The 20779-nt window shown below is 39.2% G+C and carries 16 protein-coding genes; 10 read left to right on the top strand and 6 right to left on the bottom strand.

All coding sequences use genetic code 11. From position 1 onward, the window contains the following. Positions 1 to 190: 190 nt before the first annotated feature. On the bottom strand, positions 191 to 970 hold the full coding sequence (gene dapF / locus GVK91_RS05785; RefSeq protein ID WP_153844353.1) for a diaminopimelate epimerase: 780 nt from the start codon (positions 968 to 970) through the stop codon (positions 191 to 193). A gap of 230 nt (positions 971 to 1200) precedes the next feature. Between dapF and GVK91_RS05780 the strand changes: the two genes are divergently transcribed. The 5 genes from GVK91_RS05780 (at position 1201) to GVK91_RS05760 (ending at position 5789) form a co-directional block, all read left to right on the top strand. Then, positions 1201 to 2754, top strand: a complete 1554-nt coding sequence (locus tag GVK91_RS05780) for a Do family serine endopeptidase (protein WP_153844352.1) — start codon at positions 1201 to 1203, stop codon at positions 2752 to 2754. Between the two features lie 511 nt (positions 2755 to 3265). After that, entirely contained in the window at positions 3266 to 3712 is a 447-nt protein-coding gene (locus tag GVK91_RS05775) for a low molecular weight protein-tyrosine-phosphatase (protein ID WP_153844351.1), read from the top strand. A 71-nt stretch (positions 3713 to 3783) separates the two neighbouring features. Next, positions 3784 to 4131 (top strand): hypothetical protein, encoded by a 348-nt coding sequence (locus GVK91_RS05770; protein WP_153844350.1) that lies wholly within the window; start codon positions 3784 to 3786, stop codon positions 4129 to 4131. Positions 4132 to 4189: 58 nt separating this feature from the next. Then, positions 4190 to 4948, top strand: a complete 759-nt coding sequence (locus GVK91_RS05765; RefSeq protein ID WP_153844349.1) for a peptidylprolyl isomerase — start codon at positions 4190 to 4192, stop codon at positions 4946 to 4948. Between the two features lie 73 nt (positions 4949 to 5021). Continuing rightward, positions 5022 to 5789 (top strand): exodeoxyribonuclease III, encoded by a 768-nt coding sequence (locus GVK91_RS05760; RefSeq protein WP_120335089.1) that lies wholly within the window; start codon positions 5022 to 5024, stop codon positions 5787 to 5789. 88 nt (positions 5790 to 5877) lie between these two features. Here the strand turns inward: GVK91_RS05760 and GVK91_RS05755 are convergent, their stop codons facing one another. Beyond that, entirely contained in the window at positions 5878 to 6942 is a 1065-nt protein-coding gene (locus GVK91_RS05755; RefSeq protein WP_159727430.1) for an Mrp/NBP35 family ATP-binding protein, read from the bottom strand. A gap of 294 nt (positions 6943 to 7236) precedes the next feature. On the opposite strand from GVK91_RS05755, the gene GVK91_RS05750 reads away from it, so the two are divergent. Together GVK91_RS05750 and hpt are read left to right on the top strand one after the other, a co-directional pair. Then, positions 7237 to 9411, top strand: a complete 2175-nt coding sequence (locus GVK91_RS05750) for a transglycosylase domain-containing protein (protein ID WP_159727428.1) — start codon at positions 7237 to 7239, stop codon at positions 9409 to 9411. Positions 9412 to 9438: 27 nt separating this feature from the next. Beyond that, positions 9439 to 9978 carry a hypoxanthine phosphoribosyltransferase gene (gene hpt, locus GVK91_RS05745; protein ID WP_075994457.1) on the top strand — a complete coding sequence of 180 codons (540 nt, stop codon included), beginning with the start codon at positions 9439 to 9441 and terminating at the stop codon, positions 9976 to 9978. A gap of 44 nt (positions 9979 to 10022) precedes the next feature. Here the strand turns inward: hpt and GVK91_RS05740 are convergent, their stop codons facing one another. Next, positions 10023 to 10520, bottom strand: a complete 498-nt coding sequence (locus GVK91_RS05740; protein WP_153844345.1) for a hypothetical protein — start codon at positions 10518 to 10520, stop codon at positions 10023 to 10025. 106 nt (positions 10521 to 10626) lie between these two features. Beyond that, positions 10627 to 11190 carry a DNA-3-methyladenine glycosylase I gene (locus tag GVK91_RS05735; RefSeq protein WP_120335085.1) on the bottom strand — a complete coding sequence of 188 codons (564 nt, stop codon included), beginning with the start codon at positions 11188 to 11190 and terminating at the stop codon, positions 10627 to 10629. A gap of 123 nt (positions 11191 to 11313) precedes the next feature. Here GVK91_RS05735 and GVK91_RS05730 point away from each other — a divergent pair, with 123 nt between their 5' ends. From GVK91_RS05730 to GVK91_RS05720, 3 genes are all read left to right on the top strand, one after another. Continuing rightward, a complete protein-coding gene (locus GVK91_RS05730) occupies positions 11314 to 12288 on the top strand; it encodes a DUF4271 domain-containing protein (protein WP_159727426.1) in 975 nt (324 codons plus the stop codon). 11 nt (positions 12289 to 12299) lie between these two features. Continuing rightward, positions 12300 to 13070 carry a uroporphyrinogen-III synthase gene (locus GVK91_RS05725; RefSeq protein WP_075994453.1) on the top strand — a complete coding sequence of 257 codons (771 nt, stop codon included), beginning with the start codon at positions 12300 to 12302 and terminating at the stop codon, positions 13068 to 13070. 429 nt (positions 13071 to 13499) lie between these two features. Further along, a complete protein-coding gene (locus GVK91_RS05720; RefSeq protein WP_088163188.1) occupies positions 13500 to 14369 on the top strand; it encodes a cupin-like domain-containing protein in 870 nt (289 codons plus the stop codon). A 95-nt stretch (positions 14370 to 14464) separates the two neighbouring features. Here GVK91_RS05720 and GVK91_RS05715 read toward each other — a convergent pair whose 3' ends face one another. Both GVK91_RS05715 and GVK91_RS05710 read right to left on the bottom strand, forming a co-directional pair. Beyond that, the gene (locus GVK91_RS05715; RefSeq protein WP_159727424.1) at positions 14465 to 17344 is read right to left on the bottom strand and encodes a PD-(D/E)XK nuclease family protein; all 2880 of its coding nucleotides are present in this window, start codon (positions 17342 to 17344) and stop codon (positions 14465 to 14467) included. Between the two features lie 7 nt (positions 17345 to 17351). Then, positions 17352 to 20702 (bottom strand): exodeoxyribonuclease V subunit beta, encoded by a 3351-nt coding sequence (locus tag GVK91_RS05710; RefSeq protein ID WP_159727422.1) that lies wholly within the window; start codon positions 20700 to 20702, stop codon positions 17352 to 17354. Between the last annotated feature and the right edge of the window lie 77 nt (positions 20703 to 20779).

Below are 20779 nucleotides of genomic sequence, written 5' to 3'. Positions count from 1 at the left end.
CGTTGAAATTTTAAAAATCGGTTACTGGTGATTGCTTAGCGTTTGGTTAAAATCTAATACCTAACTACATGAAGAGCGTTGTACTCAAATATACGTGAACACCAAGGGTAGCAGGCGATATTCCAATCTTGATTTTCTTGGATGGAAAATTTGGATTGCAATTAACCTTGATCGCTATAGGAGTAAAAATCTAATAGTTCCCTTCAAAGACAAACTGTGCCGGGCCTTTTAAGAACACCTCTGTGAAATGCTTGCCCTGCTTATGGAAGGAGATATAAAGCTGTCCTCCCAATACTCGGATAGGAATATTGATATCACCTTCTAAATTTTGCTGCAAGGCGACAGCCATGGCCGCAGCAGTTGCTCCAGTGCCGCAGGCATAGGTTTCATCTTCAACACCGCGCTCAAATGTACGGAGGAAATAACCATCTCCTTCAGCTTCAATGAAATTTACATTGATGCCTTCTTTTCCATAAGTAGCGTTATTGCGAATTGCGTAGCCATCTTGGAAGACATTCTTATGCTGCAGATTTTTTACAAACTCAACATAATGTGGAGAACCTGTTTGTAACAGATAGGCTTCTCCATCCAGGGCAAAATCTGTTACATCGATCATCTGGAGATTGACAAGGTCTGCTGATAAAGAGGCATGGTGTATGCCGTCTACTGCCAAAAAGACAGTTTTGTCAGTGATAATGCCTAAGTCGTGTGCAAAAGCGACGATACAACGGCCCCCATTACCACACATGCTGCCTTCTCTGCCGTCGGCATTATAATAAATCATCTCAAAATCGTAATTTTCTCTGGTTTGTAAGAGCATTAGACCATCGGCACCAATGCCAAACCTGCGGTTACAGAGCTTTTCTACCAATGCTTCATCTGCGCGGTCAAATGCATTGTCGCGATTGTCTACTAAAATGAAGTCATTGCCTGCTCCCTGATATTTTGAAAATCTTACTTTTGATGCCATTACGTTGATTTTTAGTAACAAAAGTACGTTTTTTTGTTACAAAAAAACGGAGAAAAGTTAAGATTTGTTAAAATGATTGCATTTGTCTAGTAATTAACATTTTTTAACGTGTCGGATTTTCCGAAGGCTTCGAAATGGTATTACATTTGAACATATCCGAATAAAATCGGTAATTTTAAGAGCAAAAATTATCAGCTTATATTAAGACATTTTAAAATAAAAATAAGTTTATGAATAAGGTCGGTTTAACGCTATTAACAGCTGTTTTCGGTGGAGCGGTAGCATTAGGAGGTTACAAGCTTATTGAGAATAAGAAGTTTGATGGTATGTCTTTCGAAGACAAACAAAAGGTTTATTTTGCAAACAATCCAACAGGGGTAATGTCCTCTACAGGTAATCCTGATTTTACCCAAGCTGCGGCGGCGGTATCACCGGGTGTCGTACATATTAAGACTACTTATAGCCGTAAGGGGTCGCAGCAATCGCAGGGTTCTCCGTTCGATATGTTTGAAGAGTTTTTTGGCATGCCACAAGGTGGTGGACGTCGTCAAATGCAGTCGCAACCCGTACAGGCATCTGGATCAGGTGTAATTATTTCCGATGATGGCTATATTGTAACGAACAATCACGTCGTGGAAGATGCAGATAAAATTGAAGTGGTACTAACAGACAAGCGTTCGTTTGAAGCTAAATTGATCGGACGTGATCCGAATACCGATTTGGCTTTGTTGAAAGTGTCAGGTAAGGGCCTTCCTGTTGTCAAATTGGGTAACTCAGACAATGTCAATGTCGGTGAATGGGTACTGGCTTTCGGATATCCGCTTGGACTTCAATCTACAGTGACCGCAGGTATCATTAGTGCTAAAGGTCGTCAGATTGGTATTTTGAATGAAGGTCAACAACAACGTGGTAATCCATTTGGTGGTGGACAGGATCAAATCCCAGTAAGTTCAGCGATCGAATCCTTTATTCAAACAGATGCGGTTATCAACAAAGGGAATAGTGGCGGAGCCTTGACTAACGCTTCTGGAGAATTGATTGGTATTAACTCCGCCATAGCCTCTCCAACAGGAACATATGCTGGTTATGGTTTTGCGATTCCGGTCAATTTGGTGAAAAAGATTGTTGATGACTTTGTCGAATACGGTAATGTAAAACGTGGTTATATTGGTGTGACTTATACTGAAATAACACCTGAATTGGCCAAGGAAAAAGGTTTTACAGATGTGGATGGCTTATATGTTCAAGATGTAGTTGGTGGCGGTGCTGCAGAGGCTGCAGGTGTCAAAAAAGGAGATATCTTGACCAAGATTAATGGAAAAGTGATTACAGGTTCACCTGTCTTAAGTGAAACTATAGGTCGTGCGCGTCCTGGAGATAAGGTCAATGTTACTTACAAACGTGATGGTAAGGAAAAACAAGTAACTATGACATTGAAAGGTGAAGAATCCTTGAAGACTGCAAGTACAGGAGGAAAAGCTTCTAAAAGTGCAACGGAGATTTACAATAAATTAGGGGCAAGCTTTATTCCTGCTTCAGCTCAGAAGAAAAAGGAACTGGGTGTAAACTCTGGAGTTGTTGTGACCCAAGTGAATCGTGGTGGCATCTTTGATTATTTCGGTGTAGAGCGTGGACTGGTCATTACAGAGGTGAATGGAAAAGCGGTCAATACAGTAGATGATGTTGAAACAGCGCTTGGTGCAACGCAACGTAATATTGTACGATTGAAAGGAGTATCTCCGCAAGGTGGTGCTGTTCAATTGAGCTTCCCTGTAGAATATTAAACATTGAATTAAGAATTGGTTGATTAATATAGTTTAGGTGGTTCTAACCGTAAGGTTAGGCCACCTTTTTTATGCTTTGTGTTATTGATCGTATTTTTTATGACGATATCATTCAGCTCGCTACGCTTGGTTTAATGAAAAGAGTTTAGTCTCATTGGCTTCATTGAACTTGGTTATTGGACAGCAAAGTTCTCCGGTCTGTTTTCATTGCTGTTGGTGGATACGGAGTCAGAAGGACTTTATGGGAAAGCTAGGACACTTGGTAAGAAGTAAGTCAATTTTAAGCCGGTTGTTTCCTTAATCATTTTAGTTTAGCTATTTTGCGGAATGAAGTGCCGAAACAGCTCCAGCACTTTTTATGCTGGGCCCTTCTGGCCTTGTGATTTATTACATATTTTGCTATTGACAAGCGCGAAAGCCTGATTATGTCGGCTAATGGCGTTCTTTGCACCGTTTAGTTGGATCATAGCGTGGTATGGCTACTCTTTGATAGCTTTTAAAAATTATAGAGATGAAGATTTTAATGGTTTGTTTGGGAAATATCTGTCGTTCTCCCCTTGCACATGGTATATTGAAACAAAAAGCAGCAGATAAGCAATTAAACTGGGTTGTTGAATCGGCGGGTACAGGCGACTGGCATATTGGTGAAGCCCCCGATCGTAGAGCTATAGCAATTGCAAAGAAATATGGTGTCGATATTTCCGGTCAGCGAGCTCGGCATTTCAAACCGCAATTTTTTTCCGAATACGATCTTATATTTGTAATGGATAGACAAAACTATGCGGATGTATGCGCTCAGGTGATTGATAAGGAAGATCTGCACAAAGTTAAATTGTTTTTGGGAGATGATGTTGTTCCTGATCCGTATTTTGATGATAATTTGTTCGATCCAGTGTTTCAGATGATTGATCAACGTTGTGCAGAGGTTATTGCCAAAGGGGGGAATCCAATAGTATAACTGTATTTATCTGTGCGTTAATTTGCTTGCAAATCATCGTAAATTTATCTTAGTTTGTTTAAAACAAAAAAATGAAGGCAGCAGAAGTAAACAAGAAGTGGAGCATCCTACAGGGTGAAATAGCTTCGCTATTCGATATGGAAAAGCCTGACATCAAGGTCTGTTTATTCCTTATTGGTGTTCAGGAATTGGGGAAAGGTGCCCAAAAATTCTCAAAACGAGAAAAAGAAGAATTGATGCACATTGCGACGTGTCGTCTTTTCAGTGCTATGGGATTTTATAATCTGAAAGGTCTGGATGAAGAAGGGTGGCCACATTGGGAATTGGTAAAACCTATTCCTAACTATACTCTTTTGGAACAGGAACTGATTATGAAGTCGTTGATCATAAATTATTTTGAGGAATTAAACGTTATCTAGAAGATAACACAATTGAAAAGACAGGAAGTTCTAAATGGGAACATATAATTATTAACAGATGAGATTTTTAAAGGCTAGTTTAATAGCAGTATTCTGCTTTTTACAGGTTTTGGCATTTGCGGCTAAACCCGAGTTTAAATATGTACAGATCGTTACTGACAAGGGGACCTGTGTGCTGCGGTTGTACAATGAGACACCAAAACATCGGGATAACTTCGTGAAATTAGCAAAAAGTAAATACTACGACGGAACCTTGTTCCATCGCGTCATCCAGAATTTTATGATTCAGGGGGGCGATCCTGACTCAAGAAATGCCGTTGGAGGAGCGCAGCTGGGTAATGGAGGGCCAGGGTATACCATTCCTGCGGAGATCGAAGATGGTCTATACCATAAAAAAGGTACTATTGGAGCAGCTAGAGATAACAATCCCGCAAAAGCTTCTTCGGGTTCTCAGTTTTATCTTGTTCAAGGAAAAGTATTCACCCCTGAAGATCTCAATCGTTTGGAGCAAACACGGATGAATGGTAAGAAATTTTCGGAAGCCCAACGCCAAGCGTACACGACTATTGGCGGTGCGCCACATTTAGACTGGAATTATACTGTATTTGGTGAGTTGGTCAAGGGAGTGGATGTTATTGATCAGATTGCAGCTGTGAAAACAGATAAGCACGATAGACCAGAAGTCGACCAAAAGATGAACATGCATGTGCTAACGAGGCGAGAAGCGTTAAATTTAGAGCGGGAATTAAAAGGTCTAAAACCTCAGACTGGTATCTTTTCTAAAATCGGTGATCTGTTCTCTTCTAAAGATTATTAATGTTTTTATGAAGTCGCAAATCAGGGATTGAAGCGCTTTTTTCCCTATTATTTAGAATCTCAATACTCAAAAAATGAAAATAGTAACCTATAATGTGAATGGTTTACGTGCAGCCTTGAAGAAAGATTGGTTAGGCTGGTTGAAAACTGTAAATGCGGATGTCATATGTCTTCAGGAAATTAAAGCTACACCGGATCAAATTCCCGAAATTGCTTTGTTGGAGCAGATGGGCTATGAGCATTACTGGTATCCAGCTCAAAAAAAGGGCTATAGCGGAGTTGCCTTGTTTACGCGGATCACACCTAAGCATATTGAGTATGGTTGCGGTCATGAAGATTATGATTTTGAAGGGCGTATTATCCGTGCTGATTTTGATCAGGTTTCAGTGATGAGTACCTACTTTCCATCAGGTACAACAGGAGATGTGAGACAGGATTTTAAATACCGTTTTCTGGAGGATTTTCAGTTATATAGCGATAAGCTTTTGATCGAAAAACCGAATTTGGTCGTTTGTGGTGATTATAATATTTGTCATCGTGCCATCGATATTCACAATCCAAAATCAAATGCAAATTCTTCGGGATTTCTTCCGGAAGAGCGCGAATGGATGGAGAATTTTATTAATTCGGGTTATATTGACTCTTTTCGCCATTTAAATCCTGATCCACACCACTATAGTTGGTGGAGCTATCGCGCAGGGGCTCGTGCAAAGAATTTGGGCTGGCGTATTGATTATAATATGGTTTCAAAACCTTTGGCGGAACAAATCAAATCTTCCAGCATAATGCCGGATGCAGTCCATTCCGACCATTGCCCGGTATTGCTGGAGCTTGCTATCTAATAATTAGATAACATTTCATAAAAAAAAGGCTTTCATACGTATGAAAGCCTTTTTTTATGGTGAAGCGCAAGAGCACATTATTAACGAACTATCTCCCCTGGCTATGGATAATGGAAAGTTGCTGGGCAACTTTCTCTGCGATCGTTAAAAATGATTTCGTTACAGGATCTTCGGTATCTATGGCAATAGGGAAACCATTATCTCCTGCATCAGAAATGCCTTTTAACAAAGGGATTTCACCTAGGAAAGGAACTTTATATTCTTCTGCAAGACGTTTTCCGCCATCTTTACCAAAAATATAATATTTATTCTCTGGCAGTTCAGCTGGTGTAAAATAGGCCATATTTTCCACGACACCCAATAATGGAATATTGATGCTATCCATTAAGAACATTCCAATTCCTTTTACAGCATCAGCCAGGGCAACGTGCTGCGGGGTTGTGACAATGACCGCTCCCGCGATAGGGAATGTCTGAGATACGGTGATATGGATGTCACCAGTACCTGGAGGCATATCAACAACCAGGTAATCCAGTTCACCCCAATGTGCATCGTTAAAAAGCTGCTTGATGGCCGAGGTTGTCATCGGGCCACGCCATGGAATAGGCTGGTTTGGATCAGTGAAAAATCCTATTGAAAGTAATTTCAGTCCAAATTTTTCAAGCGGTTCAATTTTAACCTGACCGTCTGGCATTTCAACTGAACCTGGTTTAGCGCCTTCAAGCCCAAACATAATCGGAAGCGATGGACCATAGATGTCGGCGTCTAAAAGTCCTGTTTTAGCACCTTTAGCATGGAGAGCAAGCGCAAGATTTGCGGCAACAGTAGATTTACCAACTCCACCTTTGCCTGAAGATACCAGGATGATGTTTTTAATACCTGAGACTTGCGCACCTTGTTTTCCGATCACATTGGAAGTCATATTGATATGAACTTCGAGGTTTTTGTCTATGAAATGGGCTATGGCGTTTCGACAGGCATGTTCAATATGGTCCTTAAGCGGGCAAGCTGGAGTAGTTAAAATGACATCGAAAGAAATTTTTTCACCTTCGATCTCGATATTTTGAATCATATTCAATGTTACAAGATCCTTTTTCAAATCAGGCTCTTCAACATAGGATAATGCATTTAATATTTGTTCTTTGGTAACCATCTATTATTCATTTGTAATCATGGATTACAAAACTACTCATTGCGGATCAATTTCATGTCATTTCTTTGTTTTTAATGGGATTAAGATTACTGTATCGTACTCCTAATCTTTAGGAAAGATCCGTTATCCAGTACGTTTTCGTTTTCGGGTAATCAAGGTGTTTTCTAAATAATTTTGTCGGACTGTAGAAAGGGATAAAGGCCATCCTGGTTTCAGTGAATTATAATTGTATATGCAGCCAAATTTATCTAAGTTTGACTGTTGATATGCACGAATTTGCATTAAGTAATAATTATGTCCAATCGATTTATAACATCTTTTAAGTCCCGCAAATGGCGATGGCTTTATATCGCTTTAGCTGCTATTTTGGTTTTGGCGATCGCAGTAGGCACGTATGCTTATCAGAAAAGAGATGCCATGCTCATGGGAGCAATCAACAAAGCGAAAGCGAAGTTGCTTGAAAAGTATGATATGGAATTGAAGATTCAATATTATGCTTTCCAGGGGATTAATGCCGTACAGTTTAAGAATATACAGCTATTGCCCAAAAATAGAGATCAATTAGCCCAAATCAATGATTTGACAGTATCTGTAAAATTATGGCCTTTGTTATTTGGGGATGTGAAGTTAGGGCAAGTTCTTTTAGATAATGGGAAGGTTTCTCTTGTTAAAAAGGATTCGATCAGTAACTACGATTTCCTGTTCAAAAAGCAGAAAAAGGATACTGTTGAAAATGATAACCCAAAGCAGAATCTGGCGGCCTTGGCAGATCGATTGTTGAAAAATGTATTTTTTAAGATTCCAAATGATCTCGATCTCAAAAACCTTGAACTTTCCTATCGTGACGACAGTACTTCACAACGCGTTGTTATTCCTTCTGCTGTGATAGACGGCGGAGATATGGAAACGAAGTTCTTGCTAAATGACCATGAGGCAGCTTGGAATCTGACCGGAACGATTGATTCAGATAATCAAGAGTGTGATCTTCGTCTTTTTTCCGATAAGAAGGAGGTAAATCTTCCACTATTACAGCGCAAATTTGGTCTTGCGGTAAGTTTTGATGAAATATCCTTCCGATTAGACAAGGCTCATAGAAGAAATAAGGAGTTACTGGAGTTGCATGGGCAATGGGGATTTAAAAATCTGAAAGTAAATCACTGGCGTATTTCTAGTAAAGATGTTATCTTTCCTGAGGCCAGAATGCAAGGTGCATTAAATATCGGAGCATCGTCGATTGAAGTAAGCAAAGAAAGTACCGTTCAGGTCAAAGATTTCGTGTTTTCTCCTTATATCAAATATGTGCACAAGCCGGAAAAAGAACTCTTCCTTGCTATTCATACCGATAGGATAGAGGCTCAGCACTTTTTTGATGCCATGCCAGTTGGATTATTTCCTGGCTTAGACGGTATTCAGGTGGAGGGGCATATTCAATACGATCTGAACTTTGCTCTCGAAATCAAAAAGCCCGAAAAGCTTCTTTTCTCTTCCAAAATGGATGATAGGGATTTAAAGGTAGTCAAATGGGGGGAGGCCGATATTGCGATGTTAAATACACCATTCACGTATACAGCCTATGAAGATGGTAAGCCGATGCGGGAAATTGTTGTCGGACCTCAAAATCCTAATTTTACACCTATAGATCAAATATCCCGTTATATGCAGATTAGTTTGATCAATACAGAAGATCCATTTTTCTTTAAGCACAAGGGCTTTGAGGAGAAGGCTTTTAAACTCTCTATTGCTACAAACATTAAGGAAAAAGGATTTAAGCGCGGGGCGAGTACGATATCAATGCAACTGGTGAAAAATGTTTTTCTAAATCGCAATAAGACGGTTGTACGGAAGCTGGAGGAAATTTTGCTGGTATGGCTGATGGAGCGCTCTCAGCAAGTGAGTAAAAAACGCATGTACGAGGTTTACCTGAATGTCATCGAATGGGGAAATAATGTATATGGAATTACCGAAGCCGCACGCTATTATTTTGGGAAAACACCGGCGCAATTAGGGCTTGGAGAAAGTATATTTTTGTCGAGCATTGTTCCGCGTCCTAAAAAGGGACTCAACTTTTTTGACTGGACAGGGCACCTGAAAGGGAATATGTTGCGCTATTTTAATACCTATGGTCATATTATGACCAAAACAGGGCAGATTAGTGTGGATTCAACAACTTCAAATTATGGTTTTTATGAAGTTGTTCTGCAGCCGCATCTGCGGGCAGCAAGACCAGCTGTGGTAGATTCTGTTGATGTATTTGATATGGGAGATGATCCATTATTGTTCGATCGTCTCGAAAGTAGTTCTCCTGCCGACAATCTTGAGCATGTATCTGTTCCAAAGAAGCTAAAACAAATGGATCTAACGGAAAAGAAAGATGAGGAGGCTAGTGAGCAGGAGAAACCAAAACGATCGCTATTTGATAAGATATTGGGGCGTAAAAAAGAGGAAAAAGAAAACGACACACACAAATAGTGCCTGTGACGAAAGAAGAATATTAGCATGAAAAAGATAGAAATTGACGGACTGCTTTTCGAACCTTTATTTGAAGAGGAGCAAATTCAGAAACGAGTGCGCTTGATGGGGATTGATATAAGCCTGCGTTATGAACACAAACAGCCTGTTTTTATAGGCGTCTTGAATGGATGTTTTATGTTTATGGCAGATTTGCTTAAACAAATTGATGTTCCTTGTGAGATGTCGTTTATTAAGTTGGCTTCTTATATTGGAACGGGGCAATCTGAATTAAACGAGCTTTTAGGACTTGGTATCGATCTTGAAGGCCGTGATGTGATTATTGTAGAAGATATTGTTGACTCCGGGCATTCCCTGAAGTATACCTTGGATGCCGTAAAAAAATTAAATCCAGCGAGTGTAATTGCCTGTGCACTTTTGGTGAAACCCGAGGCGCTGCAGTATCATTTCGAGGAATTGACCTATGTTGGTTTTGAAATAAGCAAGGAATTTGTAGTTGGGTATGGTATGGATTTTAATGGTCTTTGTCGGAATCTCCCTGATATTTATAAAAACGTAGCAGTCTAATGTACTAACAGGTGATCATTAGATTTTGACTATAGAATTTTGATCTATTCAGGTGTTTGATTGTTGTATAATTCTTTCAGATTTATGCGTAAAATTTCTAAATCAGATAACGGTAGTTTGGAGACAGTTTCAAATATTTCCTTTTCATCAAATTTAATGACTAAGACACCTTTGTTATCTTCTTCATAGCCCGATTTTTGTATTGTAAAGTCTATCTTTTCAAAATCAAATTCTTTTTGACCCCCTTTAAACCATTGGTAGTCGGCGGTGTAGTTGATTTTGTTTTTTTGAAATTCAATAATTTCAGCGCCATAAGTATTCCATAATGAAACACGGAGCATATAGTATGCTATTAATCCAAATAAGCCAAGCATGATAACACTCACAATTGTCAGCCCGCTATTGGATACATTGACAGTGACGCCACCAAGGGGTAGAATTATAGAAAATATGGTAAGTAAATAGATGAATAGTCTGGCAATTAGAGGCCCCCTTTTTTCTTTTAATACCAATTGGTTTTGGTTTAGGTCGATTTGATTCATATGTCGTATTTCTGTTCTTAACGGTCTGTTTTTTATGGTGTAGAGAACCTGTTTTGAGTCCTATAAATTGGTATTTGCGAAACCTATGCGCATTTTAATGGTTAGCTTATTTAAACGAACAGGTTTCGATATGGTCGTTCACCATTCCAACGGCCTGCATATAAGCATAACAGATGGTAGAACCGAAAAATTTAAATCCCCTTTTCTTCATGTCTTTTGCTATTTTATCAGAAATAGCTGTAGTTGCAGGTACCTGTTGCAAACTGGTCCAGTGGTTGACAATTGGTTTTTTTTCAGGCAAAAAAGTGTATAAATAGTCGTAGAAGCTACCATATTCTGCTTGGATTTTCTTGAAATGCTGCGCATTGGTAATGGTGGATTCAATTTTATTCCTGTGTTTGATAATTCCCGAATCGACCAAAAGTCTAGCAACATGTTCGTTGGTATAAGCAGCGACTTGATCAACATCAAAATTGGCAAAAGCTTCTTGGTATGCCTTTCTTCGCCGAAGAATAGTGATCCAGCTTAAGCCAGCTTGTGCAGACTCTAAGATCAAAAATTCAAATAAAGTTTTGTCATCGCGGACTTGTCGTCCCCATTCTTTATCGTGGTAGTCTACGTATTGTGGGTCAGATCCGCACCATTGACAACGGGTGATTTCTTTGTACATGTTCTCTGAAGATTTTTTGAATGCAATATAACTTTTTATCCTAACTTTACGACCACAATTAAAGAGTTTCGAATATAGACGGTTCATGAGCATTTCATTGCCGTTAAGAGACAATTCATTTTAATGAGCGTAACTATCTTCAAATATCATTTTCTATTTGTAGTATTCCTTCTATTTTCAATAACAGGATCGAATGCACAGCGACGGACTTTACGGGCAGTTGTTCAGGACAGCAGCATCGTTAGGACGGATAGTCTAAATGTTGTCAGGGATTCTGTCGAAACGCCTAACCAGAAAGTTTTGGCATCCTTGAATCCTGCGTTACAGAATCAATATCGGATCATAACAGTGAATGGGGAAGGTTTAAGGGTTCATAACATTTATAATTTTGATGTACAGCAGTATTTTCAGGGTGAACTGAGAAAAAGTAATTTGGATCGGCAATATGGGACGCTCAAGGCTCATCGTGAAAACTGGATTCTATTTACGGTTCTTGCATTGATCTTTGGTGTTGGGTTGATTCGGGTATTTTTCCCTTCTGATATTAAATTGGTTTTTCAGGGGTACTGGGATGATAGAGTATTATTGTCTGTAAGCAAAGAGGATACGATCCTGACGTCTTGGCCCTTTATTTTTCTATTTATATTATTTTCTGGGGCAATAGGCTTATTTGTAAGTCTATTTTATGCATATGAATTAAATAGATTCGATTTTATTACTTTTCCCAATTATATGAAGACTGCGGGAATGGTTGGTGCTTTGTTTGCGTTAAAAATCGGATTTATCCGATTCTTATCCTTTGTTTTTCAAATTAGAAAGTTGGTAAAGGAATATGTGACCGTGCTGTATCTGATTTATTTCAATACACTTTTTTTAATGCTTCCTGTACTATTAATTTTGAGTCTTGTGCCTTTGACATCAGTAGGTATTGTGCTGCATTTGGCCATCGTTGGAGCGGCCTTACTCTTTTTCTATCGATTTCTTAAGACCGCGGCTCATATTATGTCTATGTATAAATTTTCAATTTCCTATTTAATTTTGTACCTTTGTTGCCTAGAAATAGCACCAATATTAATACTGTTAAGATTATTGAGCTAAAACTGGTTAATATGCAAACTTCAGACGTAGAAAGAGCAAAGAAGGTAAAAAGTGTACTGGTGACTTTACCAAAACCTGAAAACGATAAGTCCCCTTATTATGATTTAGCAAAGAAATACGGGTTAAAATTAGACTTTCGAGGTTTTATACACGTAGAAGGAGTTCCTGCCAAAGATGTGCGTAGGGATAAGGTTAATTTAGCAGATTATTCTGCCGTAATATTTACGAGTAGAAATGCTGTAGATCATTATTTTAGAATTTGTGAAGAGATGCGATTTGAAGTGTCTGCAGAAATGAAATATTTCTGTATTTCAGAGACGATTGCCCTCTATCTTCAAAAGTATATTCAATATAGAAAAAGGAAGATTTTCTTTGGTAAACAGACCGCGAAAGACCTTGAAGAGGTATTGAAAAAACACAAAGGGGAGAATTTCTTGTTCCCTTGTTCGGATGTAGCTAATGAGGAAACAAGTAATTGGTTACAACAAAACGGCTATAAATTTACACCAGCTGTGCTTTTTAGAACTGTTGTAAGCGATTTGACTGATTTGAAAGATGTTTTCTACGATGTTATCGTGTTCTTTAGCCCTTCAAGTGTACAGTCCTTATATGATAACTTCCCTGACTTTAAGCAGAATAATACCAGGATTGCAGCATTTGGTGCTTCTACTCAACAGGCACTTTTAGATCACGGATTGATTTTAGATATCCCTGCTCCAACACCAAAAGCTCCTAGTATGACGATGGCTGTAGAAGAATATATCAAAAAGGTAAATAAGTAGTACCTTAAACTACATAAATAACAAAAAAAGGGTTCTTAAGACCCTTTTTTTGTTATTTATGTAGTTTAAGGTCCGCAAAGATCTGTAAAGACTTTTACGGGCGTTGTTGTTGAGTTTTATCATTCCGAATCGGGAATGGTACGATGACAATTTTACGAATTGGCCGGATGATCAATTTGTGAGGTATGTTCATATTGTATGAAAGATAAATGAATCGTATTTTTATCTGTAGGGGTATAGAAATGGTGGCGAGTCGAATCGATGATGTTAAAATGTAATAAAAGTGACGATGGTCATTGAGATTTTAAGTATATTTCTATTAAATTGCTTGGAATAATTTATTCCAATTAAAAATAAAGCATAGGCAGTATTTTTAAAATTTGATAGAAATATTTTTTTATGTTTGTAATTAAGCAAAATTAGTCAGTCGTGAAGTTAAAGCAAGTTGATAAAATTTCGGGCATTCAATCAGAGGACTTTTTAAAGAATTATCTGAAACCAGGTTTTCCTGTAATTATATCAGATTTTATAAGTGCAGAAAGTCCAGCGTGGAAGAAATGGAGTTATGATTACTTTAAGGAAATCGCAGGAGATATAAAGATAGATGTCTATGGAAAAGAGGAAGAATCAATGGACCGTGCTGCCAGTGCTCCTGTTGGCCATATGACATTTGCAGAATATTTGGATCTGATCACAAAAGAACCTACAGAGTTACGGTTATTTTTGTTCAATCTACTCAAAATACGTCCTGAACTGAAACACGATGTTATTTATAACGATGTCACAGGAGGTAAGGTATTGCAATGGTTGCCATTTATGTTCTTTGGTGGAGAGGGGTCAAGTACCCGTAACCATTTCGATATTGATATGTCACACGTATTTATTTCTCAATTTCAAGGATTAAAACGTATTTGGCTTTTTCCGAATGATCAATCTGATTTGATGTATAAACTGCCATACAATTTTCATAGTATTGCCAATCCAAAATATAGTAGTGAAGAGGAATATCCCGGGATTAAGTACTTAGATGGTTATGAAGCGGTTATTCATCCTGGAGAGACCTTATATATGCCGGCAGGTTGGTGGCATTATATTCAATATGAGACAGAAGGCTATTCGATTTCTGTTAGGGCTTTAGCAAATTCGATCAGCGAGAAATTGCAGGGGGCGCGTAATCTGTTTATCACAAGGCATTTTGACAATACGATGCGAAAGATCTTCAAAGACCATTGGTTCCATTATAAAATTAATACAGCAAAACGTCGAGCCAATAATGCAATTAAAAGAAATAAACGTTAATATAGAAAGGGGACAGTAAAATGTCCCCTTTTGTTTTTAAAATGTATTTTTTGTACAGCATTTCGTTTGACCTCTTCTTAAAGCCTTTGCTGTACTCATTCTTCTGCATCAACCCATTTGCTAGCTTCCCGATAGAATAATGTATAAGGGTCGCTTGGGTAAATCATTGAGTCCGGGTTATGCCGAAATGGGAGATCAGGGTTAAAGATTTCCTGAAGAATATCTCGCATAAATCTGACAAAATTTTCTTTCTGGAAAGCAAGGAATTCATCAGTCAATATTCCCTCTTTACCACTGAATAATGTCCCTTCTTCCCGCATTTTACGGGCGACATAGAGATGGGGCTCGAGTTGTTTTCTTCCTGTCTTTTGTTCAAATACATAGGCATAGAATAGCGTCTGCACCATTGCTTTATTTTCGGTATTTGGCGCAAACACCTGATCGATTCCTTTGAATATGATCGAGTCTCCACCGGTTTTGTAATCGACAATTCTACTGACGATACGGTCGTCGTGTGTTACGACTTCGTCTACACGGTCAATGATACCGTAAAGTGTGACCTGTTGTTCTTCTCCATTGATCTGAATAGGAAAGGGCAGTACATAATCGTTGTCATTCTCGAGTTCAATAATTCGAAACGCTTTGTAGTTGTTGATGTCATATTCAAGATACATCTTGACATACTCGCAGGCAATCTTCAACATGATCCGCTGCAGGCTGTTTAGATCATGTGTTGTCTTTAATTCGATCTGATATTGCAGGCCTATTTCACGAATCACCTGTGCTTCTATCTTGTCTATCTCGTGCCGTAAGACAGTTGTCGGTGTAAAGTCCTGTTGCCCCTTGAAAGGTAGGAATATTTTCTCCATGACATTATGGATGACAGTTCCCAGTTTATTCATCTCAAATTCCTGAGAGATTGAAGGCGGTTCTTTGATGCCGGCAATATGTTTTAAAAAAAACTGTAATGGGGATTGCAGGTAAGTTGTAAGTGCTGTGGCAGATATCCGTTTCTGGTTGACGATAAAGTCCTGATACATCTTTTCCCAGACTTCGCCACGTTTCTCGATGACAATCTCTTGCGCTTTATCTGCAAATTGGATGGTCTGTTGTTGAATTTTTCGGTCAAACTGAAATTTACTTTCAAACTCCAGCTGTTTGATAAAGCGACTTTCTTCGCCGGTAGAGCTTTCATCCACTAAGCCATTGTAGAAAATATGTATTCCTTCACTGTATTGAAAATGGCGATAGAATAAATAAGCTGACAGGGCATCCTGATTCTCCAATATGGGAAGGCCATAAGCACTTCTTAGACTATTGGGTATAAAGGTCGGTGAATTGGATGTCTTTGGTAGAATGCCTTCATTTGCTCCTAAAATATATACGTTGTCAAAATTTAAACAACGACTCTCCAAGAGTCCCATAATCTGAATTCCTTCTAGGGGATCTCCTTCTATCGCCGAATTTATTGGGGCGATTGCTTTTTTAATCAAGCCAATCTGGAAGCTGATGCTTAAGGGCGCAACTGTTTCAAAGCCCAGTAGCAGCTGATTTAACGTTTTCTTTGTTTCGATCAAGAGGTTGTTGTCAATTTGGCGGATGCGCTCCTGAGAAGAGATGCTATGCAATAGGTCATCGACGATCAGAATGAGCGCAGGGATCAAATGCGCAGAATTTTCGATTGGCACAAAAAATTGAGGCAGGGAGCTTTTGAGATGAAGTTCCTCCAATGCGATCTCAAAGAGCTGTTTGTCGGCAATCTCTTTTTGGATCTGAAGTTTATCTGCCAAAGAAACCATGCTGAGCGGATGGTTGATAAAGGTCTCTATGACCTGATAAGGAATCTTCCGTCTCTTGAACTGTGATATCTCCAAATGAACATCCATCCATAGGTCCAGGATGCCGAAAATGGGAGACTGCGTCAGTGGATATCCCGTTGTGATGTTGGGGTTGACATCGGGTAGACTCTGTAGCAAAGGAACCAGTAGGTTTTCATCTGCTAGAAGAATGGCAGAGGTCTGTTCCATGTTATGGTGCTGTTCGAGGATATCATAGAGCAATTTTGTTTGGCTGATTTTTCCGGTGCTGGCATATAGATTTACGGTTGAGGTTCTATTGCCTATAATGTTCGGGCTATCGCCAAGGGCATTGATCAAACCTGTTTGAAAAATATTTCGACGGATAAAAAGTCCCGCCTCCTGCATAGTGTCCTCCAGGTAATAGGCATCGGCATCAAAGTAGAATAGTGCGCTGCCTTTGTCCTGCCATTGTTTAAATAATTTTGCCTCGGCTTTATTTAAAGCATTGAAACCGACAAAAAGGATATGCTGAAAGGAAGATGCAAACTGCTGATTCGTAGCCTTGCCATCAACCAGATCACGGTAGATTGTTGGATAGTTGGTTTGTCCTTCTGTTTTGAGCTTTTCTTTGAACCGATCATATAATACGGGCAGTCTTTTCCAAAGTTGAAGAAAGCGCTCTTGTACTCCACTATGCCCCGCAATAGAAAAGGACTGCCAAAATTGACGGATAAACCCTTGCTGTTCTTGCGTGAGATGTTGAAAAGCAATGTCGATTTTGGTATTGTCATAAAGTTCTAGATAGATCTGCTCGATGGGAACGAGATCATAATCCAGTTGACCAAAGTCACTCAATATAATTTCGGCAATGGGATAGAACTCTTCCAGCGTTTCTGGTTGCTTGCCCTCAGCTACCAATAACTCATTATGAATATTAAACAGATGAAAAAATTGGGTTAAAGGACTGGCTTCGGTATCATCGGTCGAAAGTCTGAAAAATTCCTGAATCGTAAAAAACTGCGGCGACCAGATCGCCTGACCATACACTTCGGCAAGATGTTTTTTGAGGTAGGTAATCGGCCGTTTATTATTAAACACGATGGCAATTTCACTCAGATCGTTTCCAAAACGTTTTTGAATGTCTGCTGCTACTAATTTTAGAAAGGCTGTCTGCATCGTGCTATTATTTTACTTCAGTTAATTGATTTGATTTCGCATAATAGAGATAGGCTTTAACGTTGTTATAGCCAAGGTTCTCCAAATTCTTTTTATAGTTGTCGACTTGATACTTGTGCCCAATATAGTCTGTCTGTGTGAATTTAAAATCCAGAACGATTGTTTCTTCCACGGAGGTGAAAACTTTATCTGGACGAATGGTCTCACCCTTGGCGGTAATAATGCTTGCTTCATTCCAGATTTTATAGTTTCCGGTGAGCCATTTATTGATCATGGGGTGCTTCCAGATCTGATTGATCTCCTGCATGAGAAAAGGCTCTTCCTCTTTGGAAAGGATTCCTTCCTGGATCAGTTGGCGTACCAGTTTATGGATGTCTTCTTCCTTTGAAATTTGAGCCATAATATCGTGGGCCAATATACCGTACTGCGCGGCTTTCTCCAGCATCATAATATCATTGATGTTACGTGTACTCGATTTTTCTAAGGCCATTTCCAATTCTTTGGAAATGGGGTAATGGCGAAGGGAAATAATATTGTCTTTTTGAGCCTGATGTTTTTTTTGTTCGATCGTTTGATCGATGTGTATACCTTTTTCCTCCAGTGCAAACGGAGCTATCGGGCTATCCAAGACTTGATAGAGCACATCGCTGATATATTCGTCTTTAATATCATATCCTGTAATTTCACCCGTTTTTTTGTCAACAGATTCTTTAAAGGAAGGTGCCGTAATATAGAGGTGTTCAACAGCACGTGTTGTTGCTACATAAAATGTGTTGAGGGCATCCATGTAGTTGAACAGCATCTCTTCAAAATATTGCTTGAAAAATACAGATTTTCCGACTGTAGATGTATATTTTATTGGAATTTTTCCCAATTGGGAAAAAGGAGTATCCGAGGTCTCTATCCAAAAATCGCCATTGATCATGCCATCGAGATCCCAGGAACAGAATGGAATCATCACAACGTCATAGGCTAGACCTTTTGATTTGTGAATTGTTGTTACCTCGATCGCATCAATTTCTCCGTTGGAAGGGAGCACCGCCCGATTGCCATCTTCTTCCCAAAACTCCAGGAACTGTATAATGCCACGTTCGCCATTGGTGGAGAAAGCTGAGATCATATCTTTGAATGCGAGGAGGTAAGGGAGGTGGATATTGTCTGTGGTTGTGAAACCGTAGATTTCAATGAGTTTTTCAATTAAATGAACTAAAGGCTGTTTTTGTGCCATTTCCCAGGAGTCAATCAGCGCCTCAGGGAGATAATCTTTAAGTGCGCGGATGTCATTGCTCGCAAATTTTAACCATGCATTCTGATCGATTGTCTTATTTTGAATATGCTGGTAGAGATAGACCATCTTTGCTTTATGGATGGTATGTTTATCTGAATTATAGACTAAAGCCTTCAACGTCTCGATCAACAATAGTACAGCATCATTGCTCGCTAAGGATAAAGCATCACCAGATATCACTTCAAATGTAAGTTGCTGCTCTTTTTTGAAGTCCATGAGCTTTTGGATGACCAATTTAGCCTGCACATTACTCCGTACCAGGATGCCGATCTGCTGCGCCTGATATCGTCCGCTACCGATCCAGTCGCCTATTTTTTGACATAGTTGTAGTAACGATTCTTCAATAACCTGATTTCTTCTATAGCGTCCATCAGTGACAGGAATGTAGGAGATTTCGATAGATCCTAATTGGTCAAGTTTCCCTTTTTTATGTTCAGGTACTTCCTGTTGGCTGTTTTCATAAGCTTTGACCAGCATATTGTCGTTGCCAGCAGAAATCCACCATTGTTTACCTTCTTCATCAAGGCTTTCGAATACTTTTTCATTCAGTACCTGTTGCAGATGTTGGGGAATACTGCTAAAGAGGTAATTGTTTAAATGGATGATATTTGGAAGACTTCTAAAATTGGTGTCGAGGCTTCCGTTTTCGATAAAGGTGGTTTTGCTATCCTCGTCTAAGTGAAAGGTATGACCAACCTGTTGTTCTACCTGTTGCAGGAGTATACGCCAATCCCCATTCCGCCAGCGATAGATACTCTGTTTGACATCCCCAACGATCAGGTGTTCGCTGATTGTGCCTTTGGCATCTGCCAATGCATTGATCAATAGTGGACTATAGTTTTTCCACTGAATACGCGAAGTATCCTGAAATTCGTCAAACAAAAAGTAGTTAAAGCGATTGCCGATCTTCTCCCAGATAAATGTTGGATCGCTATTTTCATCAAGTCCGAGTTTGTTTAATAAAATCTGCGAGTCGGAGATTAATTGAGCACCATTGTCCCGCCGCCATTGCGTCAGTAAATCGCTCATTTCCTTGAGCAGGCGTAGGTAATAGAGATTACTTTGTACCGCTTGATAAGCAATGTAAGCCGATAGATTATCGTGTAGCTTTTGGAACGATGCCAGAATGGGCCCGAGTGCGGCGATAAGATCATGACGTATATTTTTGTCACTATCTGTAAAAGCATCTTCATTGTCGATCAACTGGATATATTTTTCCAGTACCTTGGCGATTTCGGAAGCGCTCAGCTTTTCCGTTTTTTTATTGGTTTTGCTAGCGGAGATTATTTTATTGCGCGATTTACCTTTCAGGTCACTTTCGGAGATATTAAAATTCTTAAATGTTTCACTAAAGGCTTCAATTGTCATGGAGAGCGCTTCCGTGAAGGAGTTTATCTTCTGTTCAACTTCTTGATTGAGAAGATTAAAAACTTCCTTTGGATTGGCAGAATTGATGTAACCATCAAATTCCTGAAAATTTTCAGAGAAAATAAGACTTGCCAAACCCATTAATTGTTGGCGGTAGTTCCAATTTTCATTTTTTGCTATTTTCTTTTCCGCATAAGCGATAATCCAATCCAGTAGATCGGGTCGTTCATCCAGCAATTGATTAAGCATGACTGTCAGGTCATTTTTCACTTTATTGACATTCATTTCAATCTTATAAGCAGCATCAAGATTGAGTTCATACGTAAATGCGCGAATGACTTTTTGGGAAAAACCATCAATTGTACTTATGGTAAAATGACTGTAGTCATGTAGTATACGTCGATAAACCCGAAAAGCTTTCTCTTGTACCAGATGCGGATTCCAATCTGGCTGCTGCTGGAGTAAAAGCTTTCTGAAATCTTCAATTTTAGGGGTACGATTGCCTGTTGCCAAGCCATGGAGCACCGAGAGGATGCGTTCCTTCATCTCGGCGGTTGCCTTATTGGTGAATGTCACCGCCAAAATCTCCTTATAGCTATTCTCGTTGGAGAGTAGGAGTGTGAGATAGTGTAAAGTCAAGCTAAAGGTTTTTCCCGAACCGGCTGAAGCTTTTAGTATTTTTAATGGCGCAACAGATTTCATAGAATGAAGGTAGAAAGTAAAAAGTGAATTGGCAAAAATGTCGATGACTATTTCGAAGGTACTGTACCCAAACGGTT

It is taken from the genome of Sphingobacterium sp. 18053, assembly GCF_902706145.1.
Classification (GTDB): domain Bacteria; phylum Bacteroidota; class Bacteroidia; order Sphingobacteriales; family Sphingobacteriaceae; genus Sphingobacterium; species Sphingobacterium paramultivorum.
This window is presented reverse-complemented; position numbering and strand designations above follow the sequence as displayed.